The sequence below is a fragment of the Aeromonas sp. RU39B genome (genome assembly GCF_900156095.1).
Classification (GTDB): Bacteria; Pseudomonadota; Gammaproteobacteria; order Enterobacterales; family Aeromonadaceae; genus Aeromonas.
In genome coordinates this window covers 166,438-187,063 of the sequence record NZ_FTMJ01000005.1, presented here as the reverse complement: position 1 = coordinate 187,063, position 20,626 = coordinate 166,438, and the positions used below count along the sequence as shown (strand labels likewise).

The window sequence follows — 20,626 nt, the reverse complement described above, 5'->3', positions numbered from 1 at the left end:
GGCACGCCTTAGGCGATAACCTTTTTACCGCGGTAGAAACCATCGGCAGTCACGTGGTGACGACGATGGATTTCACCACTGGTCTGATCAACAGTCAGTGCAGCAGTGGTCAGAGCATCGTGGGAACGACGCATGCCACGCTTGGCGCGGGATTTACGGTTCTGTTGTACGGCCATTGTAGGCTAACTCCTAATTCACTTACGTTTGAGTTCGTCAAGAACTGCAAAGGGATTCGGGCGCTCATCAGCAGGTTCGATATGACCCCAGGTCATCTCCATGCTTCCCCGTGGGCACTCATGCAGGTCATGCATGGGAACCAGAGGCAGCGAGAGGATGAGTTCATCCTCTAGGATCTGATGCAGGTCTACCTCGCCATTTTCGTCCATTTCAATGGGCTCATAAGCTTCCGGCAGCTCTTCCTCGTCAGTTCTTTCGAACATCGGAGTATAGATGAATTCGGCTTCACATCGATAAGGAAACGACTCTCCGCAACGCTGGCAAACCAGATTGACCTCGGCATGGGCAGTGCCTTTCATAACGATCAGGTTCTGGACATCTTTACCAAAGTGCAGTGATACGTTCACATCACCGAGCAAGCCAGCGGTTGATTCCTCCAGTCTGGGCATCTGCGACTTTTCCACTATCCCGACATAGTCGAGCAGCTTCAAGGCACTACGGACTGGATCAACCTTAATGGGCAACTTCACCTTTTGCATAGGGCGCGAATAATATAGATCCAAGAGGTTTTAGTCAAAGGGAAAACCACATATTGCGATGATTTTTAACGCACAACTCCCTAAAATGACGGAATTGTTCCCCACCGGTTTTGCAGTATGCCAGAAAAATTGATTCTTGCCTCGACTTCCCGTTACCGCGCCGCTCTGCTGGCCAAACTGGGTCTCCCCTTCGAGCAATCCGCTCCCGAGGTTGATGAAACGCCGCTCGTTAATGAGTCAGCTGAGCAGTTAGTGCTGCGTCTTGCCATTGCCAAGGCGCAAGCTGTGGCCGCCACGCGTGATCACGGCTTGGTGATCGGCTCTGATCAGGTGTGCGAATGTGATGGCATCATTTTGGGTAAACCCGGCAACCTGGATGGCGCGCTGGCGCAGCTTAAACGCGCCCAGGGGAAATCTGTGATCTTCTACACCGGCCTTTGCGTGATCAACGCACGCACCCAAGCCCGGCATGCCATGGTTGAACCCTTTACCGTCCATTTTCGCTCGTTAAGCGATGAGGCGCTGCTGCGCTATCTCAACGCAGAGCAGCCGTTTGATTGTGCCGGCAGCTTTAAAAGTGAAGGGATGGGCATCACCCTGTTCAAGGCGCTGGAAGGGCGCGATCCCAATGCGCTGATAGGCTTGCCCCTGATCGCGCTGGTGGCGCTTCTAGAGCGCCACGGCATCGCTCTGCCCTGACCGCGCCAATAACAACGGGGCCAGCTTGGCCCCGTTGCGTTTTCTCTAACTCGCCGTGCGGCGATTACAGCAAAGCTTGTAACTCGGCCAATGAGTCAACCACCGCCCACGGTGCAAACGCCTGCAACTGCTCACGCTGATGCACGCCCCACGTCACGCCGATACGGCGCATACCGCAATTGGCCGCCATTCCCATGTCGTGCACCGAGTCACCGATCATGACTGCCTCATCAAGAGGGCAACCCAGTTCAGCCAGCAGCTCGGTCAACATCAAAGGATCGGGTTTGGAGCGGGTCTCATCGGCACTGCGCGATGCCACAAACAAGCTGCGCAGGCCACTTTCATCGAGCACCCGGTCTAGGCCGCGGCGAGATTTTCCGGTCGCGACGGCTAACTGGATACCGCGCGCATGCCAATCGCGCAGCAGCGCTTGGGCGCCTTCAAACAGCGGGCTCGGCGTCGGGTCGTTAAACCAGTGATAACGGTAGCGTTCGACCAGCGCCGCCACCTCGTCCGACGCACCATCCAGCGCAAACAGCTCGGCCATCCCCCGATCCAGACTCAAGCCAATGATGTGCGAGGCGTCGTCATAGGCGGGTTCAGGCAGGCCGCAATCACGGGCCGCACCGCGCAAACAAGCTACGATGCGGGCGACCGAATCCATCAGAGTGCCGTCCCAATCGAAGATGGCCAAGCGAACCATGGATTACTTCTCCAATTTATCGAGGAAACGCTCGAGCGCTCCATCGAGCGGCGCTTCAACCTTCATTTCCCGATCATCGGCAGGATGGCTGAACGTCAGACGCCAGGCATGCAGGAACAGACGGTTGAGCCCCTTTTCACGCATCTTGTCGTCAAACTGGGCTTCGCCATATTTGTCATCGCAGGCGATGGGATGGCCGGCATGCTGGGTATGGACACGGATCTGGTGGGTACGTCCGGTGATCGGGCTGCACTCCATCAAGGTGGCCTCGGCAAACTGACGCACAATCCGAAAGCGTGTTTCTGACGGCTTGCCTTCGGCGCTGACGCGCACAATACGCTCGCCCGATTGCAGCTCGTTTTTCTTAAGCGGCGCAGTAATCACTTTAACGTGCGACTGCCAGCGACCACGCACCAGTGCCAGATACTGTTTGCGCATGGTTTTGACGCGCAGTTGCTCGTGCAGGCTTCGCAGGGCGCTGCGCTTTTTGGCAACCAGCAATACGCCGGAGGTATCACGGTCGAGCCGGTGCACCAGCTCCATAAAGCGGGCATCAGGGCGCAGAGCGCGCAACCCTTCAATCACGCCAAAGCTGAGCCCGCTGCCGCCATGTACCGCCATGCCGCTGGGCTTGTTGAGCACAATGATGGCGTCGTCTTCAAACAGGATCTGGCTTTCGAGACGTTGAATGCTACCGAGGTTGGCCGACGGCAATTCGTTCTTTTCGGCCACGCGCACTGGCGGCACCCGCACCTCATCGCCAATTTCCAGCTTGTACTCGGGCTTGATGCGCTTTTTGTTCACGCGCACTTCGCCTTTTCGCAGGATCCGATAGATGAGGCTTTTGGGAACGCCCTTGAGCTGAGTCTTGAGAAAATTATCGATGCGCTGCCCTTCGTGCTCAGCCTCGATGGTGAGCAGCTGCACTTGTTGTGTGATCTGTGTCATAGGCCGCGAATTCTAGCACTCTCCTCCCCCCTTGGCTGCCCTGTATTCGTAAAAAGCATGAAAAATGCTGCCTTGCTATAAAAGCGTTTTAAATGGGATAATAAATCCGGTTTTGTCAGACCGCTCAAGCCTTGTTCAACGGGGCATTTCATCTCCCGTTTCGCCCGTCGGGCCAAGGTCACGTACCAGACGACACTGTGCCAGAGAGCGAAGTTGAAGCATGGAGAGCGCGCAGTGCACAAAACCGTTGATTTTGTCTCCACACCGGATTTCTTTCATCCCCTGCCTTTGTTCAGGGCATGACCGATGCGCCCACGTAAGTTGCGCCTCATGCATACTCCAACCGGGAGGTTGTCACGGTATGCTGCAGACTCGAGGCCGGCGCGGACAGGGTCCTGTGGAGGAACACACATGACACAACAACGAGAACTCAATGAAAAGAATGCTGATCAACGCAACTCAGGAAGAAGAGTTGCGCGTAGCGCTGGTTGATGGACAACAGCTCTACGATCTCGATATTGAAAGTCCTGGGCATGAGCAGAAAAAAGCCAACATTTACAAGGGTAAAATCACCCGCGTAGAACCCAGTCTTGAAGCTGCTTTCGTCGATTACGGCGCTGAGCGCCACGGTTTCCTGCCTCTTAAGGAGATCGCCCGCACTTACTTCCCCTCCGGTTACTCCTATCAGGGTCGTCCCAACATCAAAGAAGTGGTCCGTGAAGGCCAGGAAGTGATCGTCCAGATCGACAAAGAAGAACGTGGCACCAAGGGCGCAGCCCTGACCACCTTCATCAGTCTGGCCGGTAGCTATCTGGTTCTCATGCCCAATAACCCGCGCGCAGGTGGAATCTCCCGCCGTATCGAGGGTGATGAGCGTACCGAACTCAAGGAAGCCATGAACGGTCTGACTGTACCAGACGGCATGGGCCTGATTGTTCGCACCGCCGGTGTTGGCAAGTCCCAGGAAGAGCTCGAGTGGGATCTGAATGTTCTGCTCAACCACTGGGAATCTATCCGCAAAGCCTCGGAAAACGTGGCCGCTCCGGTGCTGATCCACCAGGAGAGCAACGTCATTGTTCGTGCCATTCGTGACTACCTGCGTCGCGATGTTGGCGAAATCCTGATCGACAACCCGACCGTGTTTGAACGCGCCAAGGCGCACATCGAACTGGTCCGTCCCGACTTCATCAGCCGCGTCAAGCTCTACAAGGGCGAAGTGCCGCTGTTTAACCACTTCCAGATTGAAAGTCAGATTGAATCGGCCTTCCAGCGCGAAGTGCGCCTCCCCTCCGGCGGCAGCATCGTCATTGACCCGACCGAAGCGCTGACCTCTATCGATATCAACTCGGCCCGCGCTACCAAGGGCGGCGACATCGAAGAGACGGCGCTGCAGACTAACCTGGAAGCGTCCGATGAGATTGCCCGTCAACTGCGTCTGCGTGACTTGGGTGGTCTGATTGTCATCGACTTCATCGACATGACCCCGGTGCGTCACCAACGCGAGGTGGAAAACCGCCTGCGTGAAGCCGTGCATCAGGATCGTGCCCGTATCCAGCTCGGCCGCATCTCCCGCTTCGGTCTGCTTGAGATGTCCCGTCAGCGTCTGCGCCCCTCCCTCAACGAATCGAGCAGCCATATCTGCCCGCGTTGCCAGGGTACCGGTGTGGTGCGTGACAACGAGTCACTGGCACTCTCCATTCTGCGTCTCATCGAAGAAGAGGCCATGAAGGACAACACCGAGCAGGTGCATGCCCAGGTTCCGGTGGACGTGGCCGCCTATCTGCTCAACGAAAAGCGTACCGTGATCGCCAGCCTCGAGCAGCGTAACGATGTGCGCGTCTACATCATCCCGAACCAGCATCTGGAAACCCCGCACTACGAGGTCACTCGCATTCGCAAGAACGAGATCCCCGAAGCGGCCAGCTACGAGCTCAAAACTGAGGTCGTCAAGCAGGCGTACCAGCCGCGTCAGGTTCAGATGGTTGAGCGCGAGCAGCCGCTGCTGCAAGGCTTCAGCCAACCGGCCCAACCGGCTCCGGTAGCCGTTGCAGCTCCGGTGCAAAAGGCCGAGGCTCCTGCCGCTGCCCCGACCAAGGGTTTCCTGAGCCGTCTGTTTGGCGCCCTGTTCGGTAGCGAGCAGAGCAAGGCTGACACGGCGCCGGTTGCCCAAGAGCAAACCCTGGCCGTCGAGCAAAAGGCGCACCAGAAGAGCGAGACGCGCCGTCGTCAACCGCGTGAAGAGCAGCGCCGTGAACGCGGTGACAACGACGGTCGTCGTGACCGCCGCCGCTCCGAAGAGAAGAGTGCTCGTCCGGGTCAGGAAGAGAAACTCGATACGCGCAGCGATGCCCGTGGCGAAGAGTCTCGCAGCAAGCGTCCGCGCAAAGAGCGCGAGCCGCAAGCTGACAGAGAGCCGCGTGGTGAACGTGCACCGCGTAAAGAGCGCGAACCGCGCGCCGAAAAGCCGGTGGTTGCTGCCGAGGTAGTGGCTGAAGAAAAGGCCCCGCGTCAGGAGAAAGAGCAGAAGGTTGCCGAGCGCCGCGAGCGTCGCCAGCTGCGCAAGCAAATCCGTGCCGAGGTGGTCGAGGCTGTTACCAGCGCCGACGAAGCCGAGACCCTGCTTACCCCGGTAAGCCAGGATCTGCCGGTAGACGTTGTCGCACAGCCTGTGGCTGCCGAGCCGGTGACCGATGTGGAAACCACCGATGGTGAGCCGCGTCAGCGTCGCCAGCGCGCCCCGCGCGACGGTCAGCAACGTCGCAAGCGCATCAACGAAGACGCGCGTCGTCAGCGTGAGGAAGAGTCTGCGCCGGTCACCGAAGAGAATACTGATGCCGTTGTAGCAGAAGTGGCTCCGGTGGCAGAAGCCGCAGCCCCCGTCATCGTCGAAACCGCCCCGGTTGTTGAGACGGCAGTGGTTGAAGCGCCGGTTCAACAGGTTGTTGACGTGGTCACCGATGCCGCTCCTGTCGCTGCCGAGATCGCTCCGATTGTGGCCAGTGCACCGGTCGCTGAGGCGCCGGCTGTGGAAGCTGCCACTGTCGTTGACGTTGCGCCTGCCGCCCCGGTTGCCAGCGTGGAGGAATCTGCGCCAGTACTGAACAAGCAAACCAAGGCGCTGGCCATGCAAGTCATGCGCAGCCAAGGTTTGCTGGCTCGTGCTCGCCGTGCCACTGCGCCGATGGCTACGCCGGCTGCCGCTCCTGAGCTGCCAGCTCGCGAGCCTGTTAACTACCCGCCGCTGGTGCGTGACGAAGTCTCTCGCTCTGGCCGTCACGGTGGTCGCAGCTCTGCGCTCAACCAGGCCAGCAGCCCTGCTGCTCTGCCTGAGAAGCAATAAAATCTGATTGTGCAAAGGGCCACGTTATGTGGCCCTTTTCTTTTGTGCGCTGTTTAGCACTGAATGTGCGAGTTATCGCACTGACCACACTCTCTCAGCTATCAGGCATCGCGCACGACGAACGTGGCACCTTGGTGTTGCTCCAGATAGTCGAGCAAACCGCAGCAGGCACACTCAACTAGATCAAGCACAGTGTCAAAGCCTGACTCACCACCATAATAGGGGTCTGGCACCTCCCCTTGCGGCTCACCGGCAAAGGCCATCAGTAAACTCAGCTTATGTTGATAAGATGCTGGGGCGCGGCGGCGCAGCTCGGCCAAATTGGCTTGGTCCGCCACCAGGATCAGATCAAAGCGTTCGAAATCTTCACTACACACTGCGCGAGCGCGCAGCACCGAGAAATCATAACCTCTGGCCTCACCGGCTTTGCGGCTACGTCTATCCGGCGCTTCACCCACGTGGTAGGCATGCGTACCCGCCGAGTCGATATGAATGGCGATGCCACGCTCCTCAGCCATTTTGCGTAGCACTGCCTCCGCCGTGGGTGACCGGCAGATGTTTCCCATGCAGACCATCAAGATACGCGGGATGTGTTGTGTCATGAGAAAAAACTCCAGTGAGATGGCATATGAGAATAAAATAGAGACAATGTTTTGCCGCTGCACCATTGTACCTAACGTGATAGGTCAATATCGAAGATTGACCACGTTCCACCATCGATACGGAGCCATTCTTAACGATGGCGTGGGTTTGGGCGTTGGACGACGGACTTAGCGATGTCCCTCTTCGGTTAGCGACGCTACATTAAGGCGCCCCCCCTCCCTAAACTTCATCCGGACGGACGTTTTTTGGGAATAAAAAAAACCGACGCACTGTGGCGTCGGCTTGTTATTCAAACGAACTTAATCAGGCAAAGATCGCATGCGCCAACAGGAACAGGCCGCCAGAGAGCAGCATGGTCAGCGGCAGCGTCAGCACCCACGCCATCAAAATGGTCTTGATGGTTTGAGTCTGCAGTCCGGAGCGGTTGGCCACCATGGTACCGGCCACGGCCGATGAGAGCACATGGGTGGTCGATACCGGCATCCCGGTAATACTGGCAACGCCGATGGAGAAGGCTGCGGTGATTTGCGCCGCAATCCCTTGGCTGTAGGTCATGCCCTTGGAGCCGATCTTCTCGCCCACAGTATGAACGATACGGCGCCAACCGACCATGGTGCCACAACCCAGTGCAGCTGCGATCGAGACAATAACCCAAGTCGGAGCATATTCAGCGGTTGCTACCAGATCTTTGCGCCAAGTAGCCAGGTCTTTAAGCTCCTGAGCCGGCAACGGCAGCTTAGATACCTTCTTGGCAGTATCATCGATGCACAGCAGCAGACGACGCACTTCACGGCGATCATCACGGCTCAGCTCGCTGTAATCACGCACCTTACCAAGACGGTCGTCCAGAGTGGCGATATTGGAGAGCGCTTCACCGGCAACGCAGTGCTCCATGACGGTTTCAGATGCCTTAGACTCCTTGCTGAAATCCACGACACCACCAACCATGCTCTGATTGCGGTGATAGAGCTCAGCAATACGGTTAGCCGCATCCTGAGTACGATCGAGCTGATAGGAGCTACTGCTCATGTTCAAGGCAAACTGGGACGGCGCCATGCAGATCAGCACCAGCATCAGCAGACCAATGCCCTTCTGACCGTCGTTAGAGCCGTGCACAAAGCTCACACCCATGGCAGACGCGACCAGCGTGAGACGAGCCCAGAACGGCGGATGTTTTTTACCGTCAATCTTGAGGCGCTCTTCCGGCGTTTTGTGCAGCTTGTTGCCAGTCCAGATACGCTTCATGGCAAACAGCGCCAGCGCAGCCAGAATGAACCCGACGGTCGGCGAGACAATCAGCGACAGCATGATGTCAATCGCCTTGCCGATGTTCACCCCTTCGGACAGCGGCTTGTGAACCAGCCAGGCATACGCACCACCGACGCCAAGAATTGAACCTATCAAGGTGTGGGAGCTGGAAGCCGGGATACCGAGGTACCAGGTTCCCAAATTCCAGGCGATGGCCGAGAAGAGCAGGGAGAAAATCATCACCAGCCCCTGACGGGAATCCATACCCAGCAGCAGATCAATGGGAAGAAGATGGACAATGGCGTAGGCAACACCCAGTCCCCCCATCATGACACCAAAAAAGTTGAATAAACCGGATGCCATGACGGCAAGATGGGCGGGCATGGCTTTGGTATAGATCACCGTCGCCACGGCATTAGCGGTATCGTGAAAGCCGTTGATGAATTCATAGGCCAGCACAAATACCACAGACAGAACCAGGCCGATAATCAGCCACAGATTCATCCCTTCAAAGATTGTCAACATTACGAACGTTCACCTCGTTTAGGAAGTGCGCGGATTATGACAGATGGATGACCCATGAATAGGGCTGTAATTAATTTTTTATGAAAAAAAATAAGTGGCAAATGCTGTCGCACCCACCACTCACAAGGCTTGCCACGATTAATTTGTTATGTTTGAAACCCACATTAATCGGCGCGGGACAGTAAGGTTCAGTCTTGACTGATTCGACTGGCTACCGCCCCCTGCTGGCTCTTGTACTTGGCGTTCTCGCGCTTGTTGTAGGGACGCGCCGCTTCGCCGGAGAGCAATTCGAAGTTAAGCGCGCCGATCTTCATCTTCGGACGCAGCGCCAGCGGCAGTTTGCCGCCGTTGTAGAACTCCAGCACGATGCGACCGGACCAACCCGGATCGATCCGGTGCGCTGTCACGTGCACCATCAACCCCAGACGGGCCAGTGACGAGCGGCCATCGAGCCAGCCAACGATATTGGCCGGCAGAGTCACCGATTCCAAGGTCACGGCCAGTGCCAATTCACCCGGGTGCAGAAAGAAGGCTTCCCCATCAGGAATATGAATTTCATCGCTCATCACCCGCTCGATGGCATCGGCCATCTCGGCACTGGTGCCGCCCAAGTCAATATAAGGGGCGGTATGATCGCGAAACACGCGAAATTCATTGCCCAGCAGCACGTCAACACTGACGCCGCTGATACGGTCTACGGCGGGCCGCGGCTCGATCACGATCGCGCCATCGTCGAGATAGCGCTCGATATCGGTATCACACAGACGCATATCGTCTCCATCTATTTGAAAAAGGCCGGGCGAGCCCGGCCTGTCTGATATTTATCAACCGACCAACATGTGTCGGATACGCGCCTTGAGCATGTCAATGGCGATGCGGTTCTTGCCACCACGCGGAACAATCACGTCGGCGTACTGCTTGGAAGGCTCGATAAACTGCAAGAACATCGGACGCACCGTCTTCTGATATTGCTTGAGCACCGACTCCATGGTCCGGCCGCGATCCTGCACATCACGCACCAGGCGGCGGATCAGGCAGATATCAAGCGGAGTATCCATAAAGATGGTGGCATCCATCAGATCGCGCAGACGCGGGTCGGTCAGCAGCAAGATCCCTTCTAAAATGATCACCTTGCGCGGCGCAAAGTTAAGCACGTCGCTGATCCGGGTGTGCTCGGTGTAGGAGTACTGGGGAATCGCGACACCTTCGCCCTTGAGCAGGGTTTGCAGATGCTCAACCAGCAGGCTGTGATCCATGGCACTCGGATGGTCGTAGTTGGTCTTGACCCGCTCTTCCATGGTCAAGTGCGACTGATCCTTGTAGTAGCAATCCTCCGAGATCACCCCGATTTCACCTGCCCCCAGCTCAGCGACCAGCTCTTCGTAAATGGTTTGGGCGATGAGGCTTTTGCCAGATGCAGAAGCACCGGCGATCCCGATGATCACACACGAATGTTGGGTCTCAGACATGACAAATACCTAAAAGAAGAGCGGTTGGAATGAGTTTAAACCGATCCATTATAAGAAAAAGGGTGAGCCATGCCCACCCTCAATACGTGTCATGGCGCACGTTCGGCCATTAATCATCCAACTGACGGGTAAACAGCGGCGTCGCCACCGGCTTGGCACTGAAATAGAGCGAGGCGGCCACACTGCGCGCCAGCTTCTGATACGCCAAGGACAGGTGGTGCTCCGGGGAGCGAAACACGATGGGGCAGCCATCGTCCATGTGCTGGCGAATATCGATGTGCAGCGGCAATTCGCCCAGCAGCCTCAATCCGCACTGCTCGGCCATCTTCTGTCCACCACCAGTGCCAAACAGTGCCTCGTGATGCCCACAGGCACTGCAGACGTGGTAGCTCATGTTCTCCACTACCCCAAGCACCGGTACGTTGACCTTGTTAAACATGGCGACCCCTTTGAGGGCATCGGCCAGCGCCACGTCCTGCGGCGTGGTGACAATCAGGGCTGCGGTAGTCGGCACCTGCTGGGCCATGGTGAGCTGGATGTCGCCGGTACCGGGCGGCATGTCCACCACCAGATAATCCACCTCACCCCAGCGGGTTTCGTGAAGGATCTGCGCCAGCGCCTTGCTGGCCATCGGGCCGCGCCAGATAGTGGCATCGTCTTCACTGACCAGATAACCGATACTGTTTGATGCCAAGCCACACGCTTCGACCGGCTCCATCAGCTTGCCATCGAGGCTGACTGGACGCGCCTTGCGCGTGCCCATCATGATGGGGATCGATGGGCCATAGATGTCGGCATCGAGAATGGCCACCCGCGCCCCTTCACGTTCAAGTGCCAGCGCCAGATTAACGGCGGTGGTCGATTTGCCCACCCCGCCTTTGCCCGATGCCACCACCAGAATATTGCGCACTCCCTGAATGGCCGGCAGATTGGCGGCGCGGGGCATACTGGCTACCTCGGTGTGCCATTGCCAACTGATGCGCTTGACGCCATCTAGCTGACGCAGACGCCCCTCGACCTCTTCTTGCAACATGGCTTGCCAACCGAGACCGGCAAACGGCAGCACGATCTCAATCTTGAGCTCGCCCGCCTCCAGCGTCAGCTGTTTGACAAATCCGGCCGAGACCAGGTCGGTTTGCCAGAATTTCGGTTTAAATTCGGTAAGAATTGTTTTTACTGCATCAATCACTGTCATATCCCCACCAAGTTGTGGTTATGTTTGGCGATGCTGCCACGGGCATCCATTCATGCGCTGCCAGACCCAGTGGGTCAAGTGGCGAAACTAGGCAGTCCATGCCCATTTCGGGTAACATGCTCGGCACTCTAACACTCACTCCAGCATATCAAGAACGCATTATGGCAACTGATCCTCGTAAAATTCTGGTCACCTGCGCCCTCCCCTATGCCAATGGCTCCATCCACCTCGGCCACATGCTCGAACATATTCAGGCCGATATTTGGGTCCGTTACCAGCGTATGCGCGGCCACCAGGTGCATTTCATCTGCGCTGACGATGCCCACGGTACTCCGATCATGCTCAAGGCCCAGCAGATGGGCATTGCACCGGAAGAGATGATTGCCAAGGTCTCCGAGGAGCATCAAGCCGATTTTGGCGGCTTCCACATCAGCTTTGACAACTATCACTCGACCCACAGCCCGGAAAACCGCGAGCTGGCGAGCCTGATTTATACCCGACTGAGCGATGCGGGCAAGATCAAAAGCCGCACCATCTCTCAGCTGTTCGACCCGGAAAAGGCCATGTTCCTGCCGGATCGCTTCGTCAAGGGAACCTGCCCCAAGTGCAAGTCGCCGGATCAGTATGGCGATAATTGCGATAGCTGCGGCGCCACCTACAGCCCGACCGAGCTGATTGATCCCAAGTCAGCCGTTTCTGGTGCCACGCCGGTGATGAAGGAGTCCGAACACTTCTTCTTCGACCTGCCGCAATTTGAAAGCTGGCTCTCAGGCTGGGTGCGCGGCTCTGGCGCCATCCAGGAAGAGATGGCCAACAAGATGCAGGAGTGGTTTGAATCGGGCCTGCAGCAGTGGGACATCACCCGTGACGCGCCTTATTTCGGTTTCGAAATTCCGGGCGCACCGGGCAAGTACTTCTACGTCTGGCTGGATGCGCCGATTGGCTACATGGCCTCGTTCAAGAATCTGTGCGACAAGCGTGGCGACATTGACTTTGACAGCTTCTGGAAGGCTGACTCCGACGCCGAGCTCTATCACTTCATCGGCAAAGACATCGCCTACTTCCACTGCCTGTTCTGGCCAGCCATGCTCGAAGGCAGCCAGTTCCGCAAGCCGACCAAGGTGAACGTGCACGGCTACGTGACCGTCAATGGCGCCAAGATGTCCAAGTCCAAGGGCACCTTTATCAAGGCCTCCACCTATTTGAACCACCTCGATCCGGAGTGCCTGCGTTACTACTACGCCGCCAAGCTCAACAGCCGCATCGATGATCTGGATCTGAACCTCGAAGACTTCGTGCAGCGCGTCAACGCCGATGTGGTCAACAAGCTGGTGAACCTCGCCTCGCGCAACGCCGGCTTTATCGCCAAGCGTTTTGACGGCAAGCTGGCCGATAGCTGTGCCGAGCCTGAGCTCTATGCCGAATTTGTTGCCGCCCGCGACAGCATCGCCGATGCCTTCGAAGCCCGTGAATTTAACCGCGCCATTCGCGAGATCATGGCGCTGGCCGACAAGGCCAACCGCTATGTTGACGACAAGGCGCCGTGGGTGCTTGCCAAGCAAGAAGGCGCTGATGCCGAGCTGCAAGCCGTCTGCTCGGTCGGTATCAACCTGTTCCGCGTGCTGATGGCTTACCTCAAGCCGGTCATGCCGCTCTTGGCCGAACGTGCCGAAGGCTTCCTCTGTGAAACGCTCACCTGGGAGGGAATTACAGCCCCGCTGACCGCCCATCAGGTTGCCCCCTTCAAGGCACTCTTCTCGCGCATCGAGCCGGCCAAGATTGAAGCCATGATTGAGGCCTCCAAGGAAGATTTGGCCAAGGAGCAGACCAAAAAGCCGGCCGGTCCTCTGGCAGACGATCCCATCAGCGAGACCATCAGCTATGAGGATTTTGTCAAGATTGACCTGCGTGTCGCCCTCATCAAAAAAGCCGAAGCCGTGCCGGAAGCCGAGAAGCTACTCAAGCTGCAACTGGATCTGGGTGGTGAAGTGCGTCAGGTGTTTGCCGGCATCAAATCGGCCTACAACCCGGAAGATCTGGAAGGCAAGCTGACCGTGATGGTTGCCAACCTGGCACCGCGCAAGATGCGTTTTGGCCTGTCAGAAGGTATGGTACTGGCCGCAGGTCCGGGGGGTAAGGATCTCTTTATCTTAGAGCCCCACGACGGCGCCCAACCGGGCATGCGTGTGAAATAAAACGCGCGGGATATGAGCAAGAGGGACCCATCGGTCCCTCTTGTTTTTCATACCTCGTGATGTGCCAGCCTCAGACATGCCGGCCAGTGCGAAGCAGTCCCAATGCTAATTGCCGCAGCAGCGGTTTGCGTTCACTCAGCGTGGTCAGCCGCGCCTCAATCTGCTGCTGCAAACTGACAGCGCGGGCACTTTGCTCTTCGTCGCTGAGCGCCTGACCGGGCAAGCGCTTAAGCCACTGCCGCCGGTCTTGCAGCTGACCAAGCAGCTCCTGCCATTCGGTGAGCTCGCTGAGCCAAGAGGGCGAGGCAATGCCAGCGCAAACCAAGAGCTCAATGGCGTAGCGGGCCTCTTTGACCTGTAGTCGCAGTTGATGCCAGTCACGCAACGCCCACGGTTCGGGGCGGTCGAGACACATCAGCAGACGATGACCGAGCGCCATGGCATAAATAACACCTAGCTGTGGCTGGTTGCCCCACGCCTCACGCTGCTCCCACCAGTCACGCAGCGCGGGCTCAAACAGTGGAAGCACGACGCCGGGTGGTGCCTTGGACACCTTGCTACCAAATTTTTGGGCATGAACCTGGGCATCGCGCAGCGCAGATAAACTATTCACAGCTTGGCCAAGTTTGCGCTCCAGACGCGGCACATAGATAAGCGGTCGCCACAATGCCAGCAGTGACTGCAGCCGCCTTGCAGCAATCCGGTAGCTGTGCACCGCCTCGTCATCGGCGCAGCTGTTAACCTGCCGGGCAGCCTCCTGATACTCCTTGAGTCGCGTTTTTTCTATCTCGCTACGCATCATCAGGGCTCAATTGGTATGAAAGCCAGAGGGCGGAAACTCATCACTGGCCATGATCTCGATACGCGACACCTGCGCGGTGCGCGGTCCACGCTCCAGCCAGCTCAGCATGCTTTGCACCTGTTCGCGCGGCCCGGCAATCCACACCTCCACCGAGCCATCGGGCAAGTTGTAGGCGTGGCCGCGCAACTTCAGCCGCAGCGCCTGCTCGCGGGTGAAATAACGAAACCCCACCCCCTGCACCACCCCATAAATGCGAACGACAAACGATTGCTCTCCCATTTTTCAGCCCTTGTCATTAAGATTGGTCAGCCGCAAACGATAATAACGGCAGCACATTTCGCTCATCTTCAAGGAACGTCATTCATTATGAAAGAAGTCAAGACAGGATGGATTGACCGCTATCTCATTCGTCTCACTCTCGGTGAGAAATGTCTGGTCGCTTTAGCCATTCCCCTGCTGGCGATGGTGGTGCTGACCATCAACCAGCTCGGTGCCCGTCACGAGCAGATGCTGGCGCTGGAAACCCAGGCGCTGCAGCAACGGGTTGAGACGGCTGCCTCTCTCCTCTCCCAGCAATCAGGTTTGTTGCTGCCAGCGGATCTGCAGCTACAGCAAGGGGTCGCCCGTGGGGTCGTCGCACAGGGCGAACTGGTGCGGGTTGAAGCCTCTGCCGGTAAAGCCGGTATGGTGGTCGGTACGCTGGATGAGGCGAGCATCCCCGATGGCTGGTCAGCATCACTGATGATCCAGCTTGGGGGGCTTGTGCTGATCACGCTGATGGTCGGTGTGGTACTGACCCGTCATCTCGGCGGCTCGGTGGTGTCGACCAAGCGCACCCTGCAAGCCATTGCCAGTGGCGATCTCACGGTCAGAATGCGTTTCAATGCCGCCCGTGACGAGCTGGTTAGTCTCGCGAGCAGCATTGATCAAAGCACCGAGCGGCAGCACCGTATCGTGCAGCTGGTCGATGCCTCTGCCGATGCACTGGGCCTTGCGGCCGATGAGTTTCGTGAGCACGCCTCGGAGGGTCAGGCGCTGGCCCGCTCCCAGCGTCAGCGCATGGACTCGCTGGCAGCAGCGATGGATCAGATGTCTGCCGCCATTCGCGACGTGGCCCACAATGCTGGCAATACCCTGAGCCAGACACGCGAGTCGAGCGATGAAGCGGCGCGCGGCGCAGCGCGCGTCAGCAAGACCATCGATGCCATTCGTGCACTGGCCGACGAAGTGACTCACGCCTCCGGTGCAGTGGAAGAGCTCACCGCCAATGCCTCACGCATCAACGAGGTGGTCAGCGTCATCAACGCCATCTCCCAGCAGACCAACCTGCTGGCGCTCAATGCCGCCATTGAAGCGGCCCGCGCTGGCGAGCAAGGGCGCGGGTTTGCCGTGGTGGCAGATGAAGTGCGTACCCTGGCAGGCCGAACCCAGCAGGCCACGGTCGAGATCCAGCAGATGCTCGAGACGCTGCAGCAAGGCACCTCGACGCTCAATGACATCATGGAGCAGACCGTGGTACGCGCCGCCGAAAGCCGCGATCTCATCAGCCAGGTGGGTGACGATATCGACCGGATCAGCCAGCACAGCGCGGCGGTGTTTGCCATGAGCGAGCAGATTGCCACCTCAAGCGAAGAGCAAAGCAGCGTAGCGGCCGATGTTTCCCGTCAGCTCGATCAGGTGCGCCGCGAATCGGTGGAGGTCGAAGAGTCCGCCTCGGCCGCCGTGGCCGGCACCCAAGGGCTCAAGGCCACCGCCACCGAGTTGGCCCAGGCGCTGCAAGGTCTGCGGATCTGACCTGCGTTGTCTTTGCCTTTTCAGATGGGGCCACCTAAAATGTGGCCCCTTTTTTATGGTCATCACGAGTCATCATGAGCGCATCCATCACTCTCGCCAAAGGGCGGGAAAAATCCCTGCTTCGCCGTCACCCCTGGGTGTTCTCCAAGGCCATCGACAAGGTCAAGGGCAAGCCCGCCAATGGCGAGACGGTGGACGTGTTCTCCGAAGGCGGTCAGTGGCTCGGCCGTGGCGCCTGGTCGGGTAGCTCGCAGATCCGGGTGCGGATCTGGACCTTTGATCGCGATGAAGCGGTTGATCAGGCCTTTTTTCTGCGCCGTCTGACTGACGCTCAGGCAGCCCGCAGCGATCTGATCGCCCGCCAAGGGCTGACCGGATACCGCCTTTGCGCCGCCGAATCCGACGGTCTGCCCGGTGTGACCATCGACCGTTACGGCGATTACCTGGTCTGTCAGCTGCTGTCGGCGGGCGCGGATTATCAGCGCCCACTGATCGTCGAGGCGCTGCGCACCCTCTTCCCCACCAGCAACATCTTCGAGCGCTCCGACGTCGCGGTACGCAAAAAAGAGGGGCTGGAGCAATTTGTCGGCGTGTTGCATGGCGAAGCGCCCAGCGCACCGGTCGTGATTGAAGAAAACCAGGGGATCAAGATCCTGGTGGACATCCAGGGCGGTCACAAGACCGGCTTCTACCTCGACCAGCGCGACAACCGCCAGATTGCGGCCAAATACACCGCTGGCAAGCGGGTCCTCAACTGTTTCTGCTACACCGGCGGTTTTGGCGTCTATGCCCTCAAGGGGGGCGCCAGCGAAGTGGTTAACGTCGATGTGTCGCAGCCGGCGCTCGACACTGCCCGCCAGAATGCCGAGCTCAACGGACTGGATCTCTCCCGCGCCCATTTCTTGCGCCAGGATGTGTTCAAGCTGCTGCGTGAATACCGCGACAACGGTGAAAAGTTCGATGTCATCGTGCTCGACCCGCCCAAGTTTGCCGAAAGCAAGGCGCAACTTGATGGCGCCTGCCGTGGCTACAAGGATATCAACCTGCTGGCGTTCCAACTGCTGGCGCCGGGTGGCATCCTGCTCACCTACTCCTGCTCAGGCCTGATGCCGGCCGATCTGTTCCAGAAGATCGTGGCTGATGCGGCGCTCGATGCTGGCCGTGATGCCCAGATCCTCGAGCGTCTCTCCCAGGCGCCGGACCATCCGATTGGCACTGCCTATCCGGAAGGGTTCTACCTCAAGGGCTTGGTAGTTCGCGCCCGTTAAACGTGATGCCAAAGGCGCGGCGCCCTTTTTATACCAGAGCGCGCTGCTCCCCTTTTACCCAGAGGGCGATGCGCTATGCAGCGCCCTTTTTACCTCAGCGCATGGCGCACGCTCATCGGCCAGAAACCGACCCACTACACCGTTTCGGTGGCCTTCCCTCTCCCCACTTTGTGGCATAATACACCGTCCTGTTTTTCACTCTGCGACGATCCGTCGCCGCATCGATGCCAGAATCGGCGGCATTGCCGCCACACTGCGAGGTCAACATGTCTTCTGTTCGCCTGACCCAATACAGCCACGGTGCCGGCTGTGGCTGCAAAATCTCTCCCAAGGTGCTCGACACCATTCTCAAGAGCAACATTCCGGGCTTTAACGACCCGACCCTGATTGTTGGCAATAGCAGCAAGGACGATGCCGCCGTGGTCGATATCGGGAACGGCCAAGGCATTGTTTCGACCACCGATTTTTTCATGCCGATTGTCGATGATCCGTTCACCTTCGGCCGCATTGCCGCCACCAACGCCATCAGTGACATCTACGCCATGGGTGGCAAGCCGATTGTGGCCATTGCCATTCTCGGCTGGCCGGTCAATCTGCTGGCGCCCGAAATTGCCCAGCAGGTGGTCGATGGTGGCCGTCAGGCATGCCACGATGCCGGCATTTCCCTGGCTGGCGGTCACAGCATTGACGCCCCCGAGCCCATCTTCGGTCTGGCCGTGACCGGTATCGTGCCGCTTGATCGCATCAAGCAAAACGACACGGCCCGCGCCGGCGATATCCTCTATCTCACCAAGCCGCTCGGGATCGGGATCCTCTCGACCGCGCAGAAAAAAGGCAAACTCAAGCCCGAGCATGAACAGTTGGCGCCCGAGGCCATGTGTACGCTCAATACCTTGGGTGCCCGCTTTGCCGAGCTACCCGGGGTGCACGCCATGACCGACGTAACCGGTTTTGGCCTAGCAGGCCACCTGCTCGAGATGTGCGAAGGCTCCAACCTCACGGCCGAGCTCGATTTCACCGCCTTGCCGCTGCTGCCTGAGGTGGATTATTACCTGAGCGAAGGGTGCGTACCGGGGGGGACCCTGCGCAATCACGACTCTTACGGCCACAAGCTGCCCGCCATCGATGATCGCACCCGCAACATCCTGTGCGATCCACAAACCAGCGGCGGTCTGCTGGTGGCGGTGGGCAAAGAGAGTGAAGCCGAGCTGCTCGCAATCGCAGCGCAGGCCGGTCTTAGCCTCACGCCGGTTGGCGCCCTCAAAGAGCGACAGACCCACTTTATCGAGGTTTGTTATGGCTAACCCGGCGCTGGTGACCGACATCGCCGCTCTGTTTTTGGGCGATGTACCGCTGATGGATGTGCGAGCCCCCATCGAATTTGTTGATGGCGCCTTTCCCCATGCCATCAACCTGCCGCTGCTCACCGATGATGAGCGGGCGCAGGTCGGTACCTGCTACAAGCAGCACGGTCAGGCCGCTGCGATTGCACTGGGTCACCAGTTAGTCGGAGGCGCCACCAAAGAGGCGCGCCTTGAAGGGTGGCTTGGCCACCTCACTCGCCACCCGGATGCGGTGCTCTACTGTTTTCGCGGCGGTCTGCGCTCCCAGACGGTGCAAGCCTGGCTTAGCGAGGCCGGCGTAGAGCGGCCGCGAGTGGCTGGCGGCTATAAGGCGATGCGCCAGTTTCTGATCCAGTTGCAAGCGCGCAGTGCCCGGGAAGATAGCTGGACCGTGCTCACCGGCATGACCGGCTCGGGCAAGACACACCTGCTGCACAAGGTGTCCCGGGCCATCGATCTGGAAGGTCACGCTCACCACCGTGGCTCCTCCTTTGGTCGCTTGCCACAAGGCCAGCCGACCAGCATCAATTTTGAGAACGGCCTGGCTATCGAGATCCTCAAGCGCCAGCAGCAAGGCCAGCATCACTTTGTGGTCGAGGATGAAAGTCACTTAATTGGCCGCTGCGCCCTGCCCCTGCCCCTGTTTGATCGCATGGGCAGTGCACCTGTGGTGGTGCTGGAAGTCCCGCTTGCCGAGCGCGCCGAGCAGATCCGCCAGGATTATGTGGTGGATTTGGCTGCTCGCTACCGCGCGGTTTTTGGTGTGGAGGACGGCTGGCTGCAATTTTCAACCGCCCTGCTCGACAGCCTGGAGCGCCTCAAGCGCCGCTTGGGCGATCTCGGTTGGCGCGAGCTCGATAACCTGATGCGCCAAGCCCTGGCCGTGCAAGCACAGATGGGTGACTGTGAACGGCATCTGGCCTGGATCACCCTGCTGCTTGAGCGTTATTACGATCCCATGTATCTCTATCAGATCCAGCATAAGCAGACGCGCATCGTGTTTCGCGGTGATCGCGCAGCCTGTCTGGAATATCTCAATGCGTTGCCTGCCGGTCAGGCAGGCTCTATGGAGCGCGACTCATGCTGAAATTCGAGGTGATTCCGGTCACCCACTTTGCCCAGAATTGCTCCCTGATCTGGTGTGACGAGACCCAGCGCGCTGCGCTGGTTGATCCCGGTGGTGAGCCCGAGCGGCTGATGCGCCGGGTGGCAGAGTTGGGACTGACCCTGGACAAGGTTATTCTTACCCACGGCCATCTGGATCACGTTGGTGCGGCTGATACGCTGCGCCGGGAGCTCGGCGCCCAGATTGAAGGCCCTCATCTTGAAGACGCCTTTTGGCTCGAGATGTTAGCGCAGCAATCACAGATGTTTGGCTTTGAGCACACCGAGGCATTTACCCCTAATCGCTGGCTGGCACAAGGGGATCGCATTGAAGTAGGTAACCAATCGCTGGAGGTCTACTTCTGCCCCGGCCACACACCGGGCCATGTGGTGCTGCTGTCACGCTCGCTGCAGGTCGCCTGGGTCGGAGATGTGCTGTTTGCTGGCAGTATTGGCCGAACGGATTTCCCGCGCGGCGATCACGCCACGCTGATCCGCTCGATCACTGATACACTGCTGCCCCTTGGTGATGACATCGTCTTTATCCCCGGCCACGGCCCCAGCTCCACCTTTGGCCGCGAGCGAGTCAGCAACCCTTACCTGACCCAACCCATCTGGTAAACGCAAGGGGTGTCGCTATGCGCCGCCCCCTGTTCTTTGCCACACGCCCGATA

At 58.5% G+C, this 20,626-nt stretch carries 19 protein-coding genes; 8 read left to right on the top strand and 11 right to left on the bottom strand.

The window, feature by feature from the left end:
• Window positions 1–8: 8 nt before the first annotated feature.
• Together rpmF and yceD are read right to left on the bottom strand one after the other, a co-directional pair.
• On the bottom strand, window positions 9–176 hold the full coding sequence (gene rpmF, locus BW958_RS09720; RefSeq protein ID WP_076575532.1) for a 50S ribosomal protein L32: 168 nt from the start codon (window positions 174–176) through the stop codon (window positions 9–11).
• Window positions 177–194: 18 nt separating this feature from the next.
• Window positions 195–716 (bottom strand): 23S rRNA accumulation protein YceD, encoded by a 522-nt coding sequence (gene yceD, locus BW958_RS09715; protein ID WP_076575531.1) that lies wholly within the window; start codon window positions 714–716, stop codon window positions 195–197.
• A 117-nt stretch (window positions 717–833) separates the two neighbouring features.
• Between yceD and BW958_RS09710 the strand changes: the two genes are divergently transcribed.
• Entirely contained in the window at window positions 834–1,415 is a 582-nt protein-coding gene (locus BW958_RS09710; RefSeq protein ID WP_076575530.1) for a Maf family protein, read from the top strand.
• Window positions 1,416–1,479: 64 nt separating this feature from the next.
• Here the strand turns inward: BW958_RS09710 and BW958_RS09705 are convergent, their stop codons facing one another.
• Together BW958_RS09705 and rluC are read right to left on the bottom strand one after the other, a co-directional pair.
• Window positions 1,480–2,118, bottom strand: a complete 639-nt coding sequence (locus tag BW958_RS09705) for an HAD-IA family hydrolase (RefSeq protein ID WP_076575529.1) — start codon at window positions 2,116–2,118, stop codon at window positions 1,480–1,482.
• A gap of 3 nt (window positions 2,119–2,121) precedes the next feature.
• Complete coding sequence (gene rluC, locus BW958_RS09700; RefSeq protein ID WP_076575528.1) at window positions 2,122–3,066, bottom strand: 23S rRNA pseudouridine(955/2504/2580) synthase RluC; 945 nt, start codon at window positions 3,064–3,066, stop codon at window positions 2,122–2,124.
• 433 nt (window positions 3,067–3,499) lie between these two features.
• Here rluC and rne point away from each other — a divergent pair, with 433 nt between their 5' ends.
• Window positions 3,500–6,406 carry a ribonuclease E gene (gene rne / locus BW958_RS09695; protein ID WP_076575527.1) on the top strand — a complete coding sequence of 969 codons (2,907 nt, stop codon included), beginning with the start codon at window positions 3,500–3,502 and terminating at the stop codon, window positions 6,404–6,406.
• 101 nt (window positions 6,407–6,507) lie between these two features.
• Here rne and BW958_RS09690 read toward each other — a convergent pair whose 3' ends face one another.
• From BW958_RS09690 to apbC, 5 genes are all read right to left on the bottom strand, one after another.
• Window positions 6,508–7,008, bottom strand: coding sequence for a low molecular weight protein-tyrosine-phosphatase (locus tag BW958_RS09690; protein ID WP_083687305.1), 501 nt, complete (start codon window positions 7,006–7,008; stop codon window positions 6,508–6,510).
• Window positions 7,009–7,312: 304 nt separating this feature from the next.
• Complete coding sequence (locus tag BW958_RS09685; RefSeq protein ID WP_076575526.1) at window positions 7,313–8,782, bottom strand: inorganic phosphate transporter; 1,470 nt, start codon at window positions 8,780–8,782, stop codon at window positions 7,313–7,315.
• A gap of 188 nt (window positions 8,783–8,970) precedes the next feature.
• Complete coding sequence (dcd, locus tag BW958_RS09680) at window positions 8,971–9,552, bottom strand: dCTP deaminase (RefSeq protein ID WP_076575525.1); 582 nt, start codon at window positions 9,550–9,552, stop codon at window positions 8,971–8,973.
• 54 nt (window positions 9,553–9,606) lie between these two features.
• Window positions 9,607–10,251: a uridine kinase gene (udk, locus tag BW958_RS09675; protein ID WP_076575524.1), complete on the bottom strand. Its 645-nt coding sequence runs from the start codon at window positions 10,249–10,251 to the stop codon at window positions 9,607–9,609.
• Between the two features lie 109 nt (window positions 10,252–10,360).
• Window positions 10,361–11,446 (bottom strand): iron-sulfur cluster carrier protein ApbC, encoded by a 1,086-nt coding sequence (gene apbC, locus BW958_RS09670; protein ID WP_076575523.1) that lies wholly within the window; start codon window positions 11,444–11,446, stop codon window positions 10,361–10,363.
• A gap of 161 nt (window positions 11,447–11,607) precedes the next feature.
• Here apbC and metG point away from each other — a divergent pair, with 161 nt between their 5' ends.
• On the top strand, window positions 11,608–13,641 hold the full coding sequence (metG, locus tag BW958_RS09665) for a methionine--tRNA ligase (RefSeq protein WP_076575522.1): 2,034 nt from the start codon (window positions 11,608–11,610) through the stop codon (window positions 13,639–13,641).
• Window positions 13,642–13,711: 70 nt separating this feature from the next.
• Here metG and BW958_RS09660 read toward each other — a convergent pair whose 3' ends face one another.
• Together BW958_RS09660 and BW958_RS09655 are read right to left on the bottom strand one after the other, a co-directional pair.
• On the bottom strand, window positions 13,712–14,443 hold the full coding sequence (locus tag BW958_RS09660) for a CHAD domain-containing protein (protein WP_076575521.1): 732 nt from the start codon (window positions 14,441–14,443) through the stop codon (window positions 13,712–13,714).
• 6 nt (window positions 14,444–14,449) lie between these two features.
• Window positions 14,450–14,722: an acylphosphatase gene (locus tag BW958_RS09655; RefSeq protein WP_076575520.1), complete on the bottom strand. Its 273-nt coding sequence runs from the start codon at window positions 14,720–14,722 to the stop codon at window positions 14,450–14,452.
• A gap of 87 nt (window positions 14,723–14,809) precedes the next feature.
• On the opposite strand from BW958_RS09655, the gene BW958_RS09650 reads away from it, so the two are divergent.
• From BW958_RS09650 to BW958_RS09630, 5 genes are all read left to right on the top strand, one after another.
• The gene (locus tag BW958_RS09650) at window positions 14,810–16,237 is read left to right on the top strand and encodes a methyl-accepting chemotaxis protein (RefSeq protein WP_076575519.1); all 1,428 of its coding nucleotides are present in this window, start codon (window positions 14,810–14,812) and stop codon (window positions 16,235–16,237) included.
• Between the two features lie 74 nt (window positions 16,238–16,311).
• Window positions 16,312–17,505 (top strand): class I SAM-dependent methyltransferase, encoded by a 1,194-nt coding sequence (locus BW958_RS09645; RefSeq protein ID WP_076575518.1) that lies wholly within the window; start codon window positions 16,312–16,314, stop codon window positions 17,503–17,505.
• A gap of 266 nt (window positions 17,506–17,771) precedes the next feature.
• Window positions 17,772–18,809 (top strand): selenide, water dikinase SelD, encoded by a 1,038-nt coding sequence (gene selD / locus BW958_RS09640; RefSeq protein ID WP_076575517.1) that lies wholly within the window; start codon window positions 17,772–17,774, stop codon window positions 18,807–18,809.
• Window positions 18,802–19,935: a tRNA 2-selenouridine(34) synthase MnmH gene (gene mnmH / locus BW958_RS09635; RefSeq protein ID WP_076575516.1), complete on the top strand. Its 1,134-nt coding sequence runs from the start codon at window positions 18,802–18,804 to the stop codon at window positions 19,933–19,935. Before selD ends, mnmH begins: the two co-directional genes overlap by 8 nt.
• Window positions 19,929–20,573, top strand: coding sequence for an MBL fold metallo-hydrolase (locus BW958_RS09630; protein ID WP_076575515.1), 645 nt, complete (start codon window positions 19,929–19,931; stop codon window positions 20,571–20,573). The genes mnmH and BW958_RS09630 overlap by 7 nt, the downstream gene beginning before the upstream one ends.
• Window positions 20,574–20,626 lie beyond the last annotated feature (53 nt).

Coding starts and splice junctions, on each gene's coding strand:
- rpmF (WP_076575532.1), bottom strand. CDS start 176: ATGGCCGTACAACAGAACCGTAAATCCCGCGCCAAGCGTGGCATGCGT.
- yceD (WP_076575531.1), bottom strand. CDS start 716: ATGCAAAAGGTGAAGTTGCCCATTAAGGTTGATCCAGTCCGTAGTGCC.
- BW958_RS09710 (WP_076575530.1), top strand. CDS start 834: ATGCCAGAAAAATTGATTCTTGCCTCGACTTCCCGTTACCGCGCCGCT.
- BW958_RS09705 (WP_076575529.1), bottom strand. CDS start 2,118: ATGGTTCGCTTGGCCATCTTCGATTGGGACGGCACTCTGATGGATTCG.
- rluC (WP_076575528.1), bottom strand. CDS start 3,066: ATGACACAGATCACACAACAAGTGCAGCTGCTCACCATCGAGGCTGAG.
- rne (WP_076575527.1), top strand. CDS start 3,500: ATGAAAAGAATGCTGATCAACGCAACTCAGGAAGAAGAGTTGCGCGTA.
- BW958_RS09690 (WP_083687305.1), bottom strand. CDS start 7,008: ATGACACAACACATCCCGCGTATCTTGATGGTCTGCATGGGAAACATC.
- BW958_RS09685 (WP_076575526.1), bottom strand. CDS start 8,782: ATGTTGACAATCTTTGAAGGGATGAATCTGTGGCTGATTATCGGCCTG.
- dcd (WP_076575525.1), bottom strand. CDS start 9,552: ATGCGTCTGTGTGATACCGATATCGAGCGCTATCTCGACGATGGCGCG.
- udk (WP_076575524.1), bottom strand. CDS start 10,251: ATGTCTGAGACCCAACATTCGTGTGTGATCATCGGGATCGCCGGTGCT.
- apbC (WP_076575523.1), bottom strand. CDS start 11,446: ATGACAGTGATTGATGCAGTAAAAACAATTCTTACCGAATTTAAACCG.
- metG (WP_076575522.1), top strand. CDS start 11,608: ATGGCAACTGATCCTCGTAAAATTCTGGTCACCTGCGCCCTCCCCTAT.
- BW958_RS09660 (WP_076575521.1), bottom strand. CDS start 14,443: ATGATGCGTAGCGAGATAGAAAAAACGCGACTCAAGGAGTATCAGGAG.
- BW958_RS09655 (WP_076575520.1), bottom strand. CDS start 14,722: ATGGGAGAGCAATCGTTTGTCGTTCGCATTTATGGGGTGGTGCAGGGG.
- BW958_RS09650 (WP_076575519.1), top strand. CDS start 14,810: ATGAAAGAAGTCAAGACAGGATGGATTGACCGCTATCTCATTCGTCTC.
- BW958_RS09645 (WP_076575518.1), top strand. CDS start 16,312: ATGAGCGCATCCATCACTCTCGCCAAAGGGCGGGAAAAATCCCTGCTT.
- selD (WP_076575517.1), top strand. CDS start 17,772: ATGTCTTCTGTTCGCCTGACCCAATACAGCCACGGTGCCGGCTGTGGC.
- mnmH (WP_076575516.1), top strand. CDS start 18,802: ATGGCTAACCCGGCGCTGGTGACCGACATCGCCGCTCTGTTTTTGGGC.
- BW958_RS09630 (WP_076575515.1), top strand. CDS start 19,929: ATGCTGAAATTCGAGGTGATTCCGGTCACCCACTTTGCCCAGAATTGC.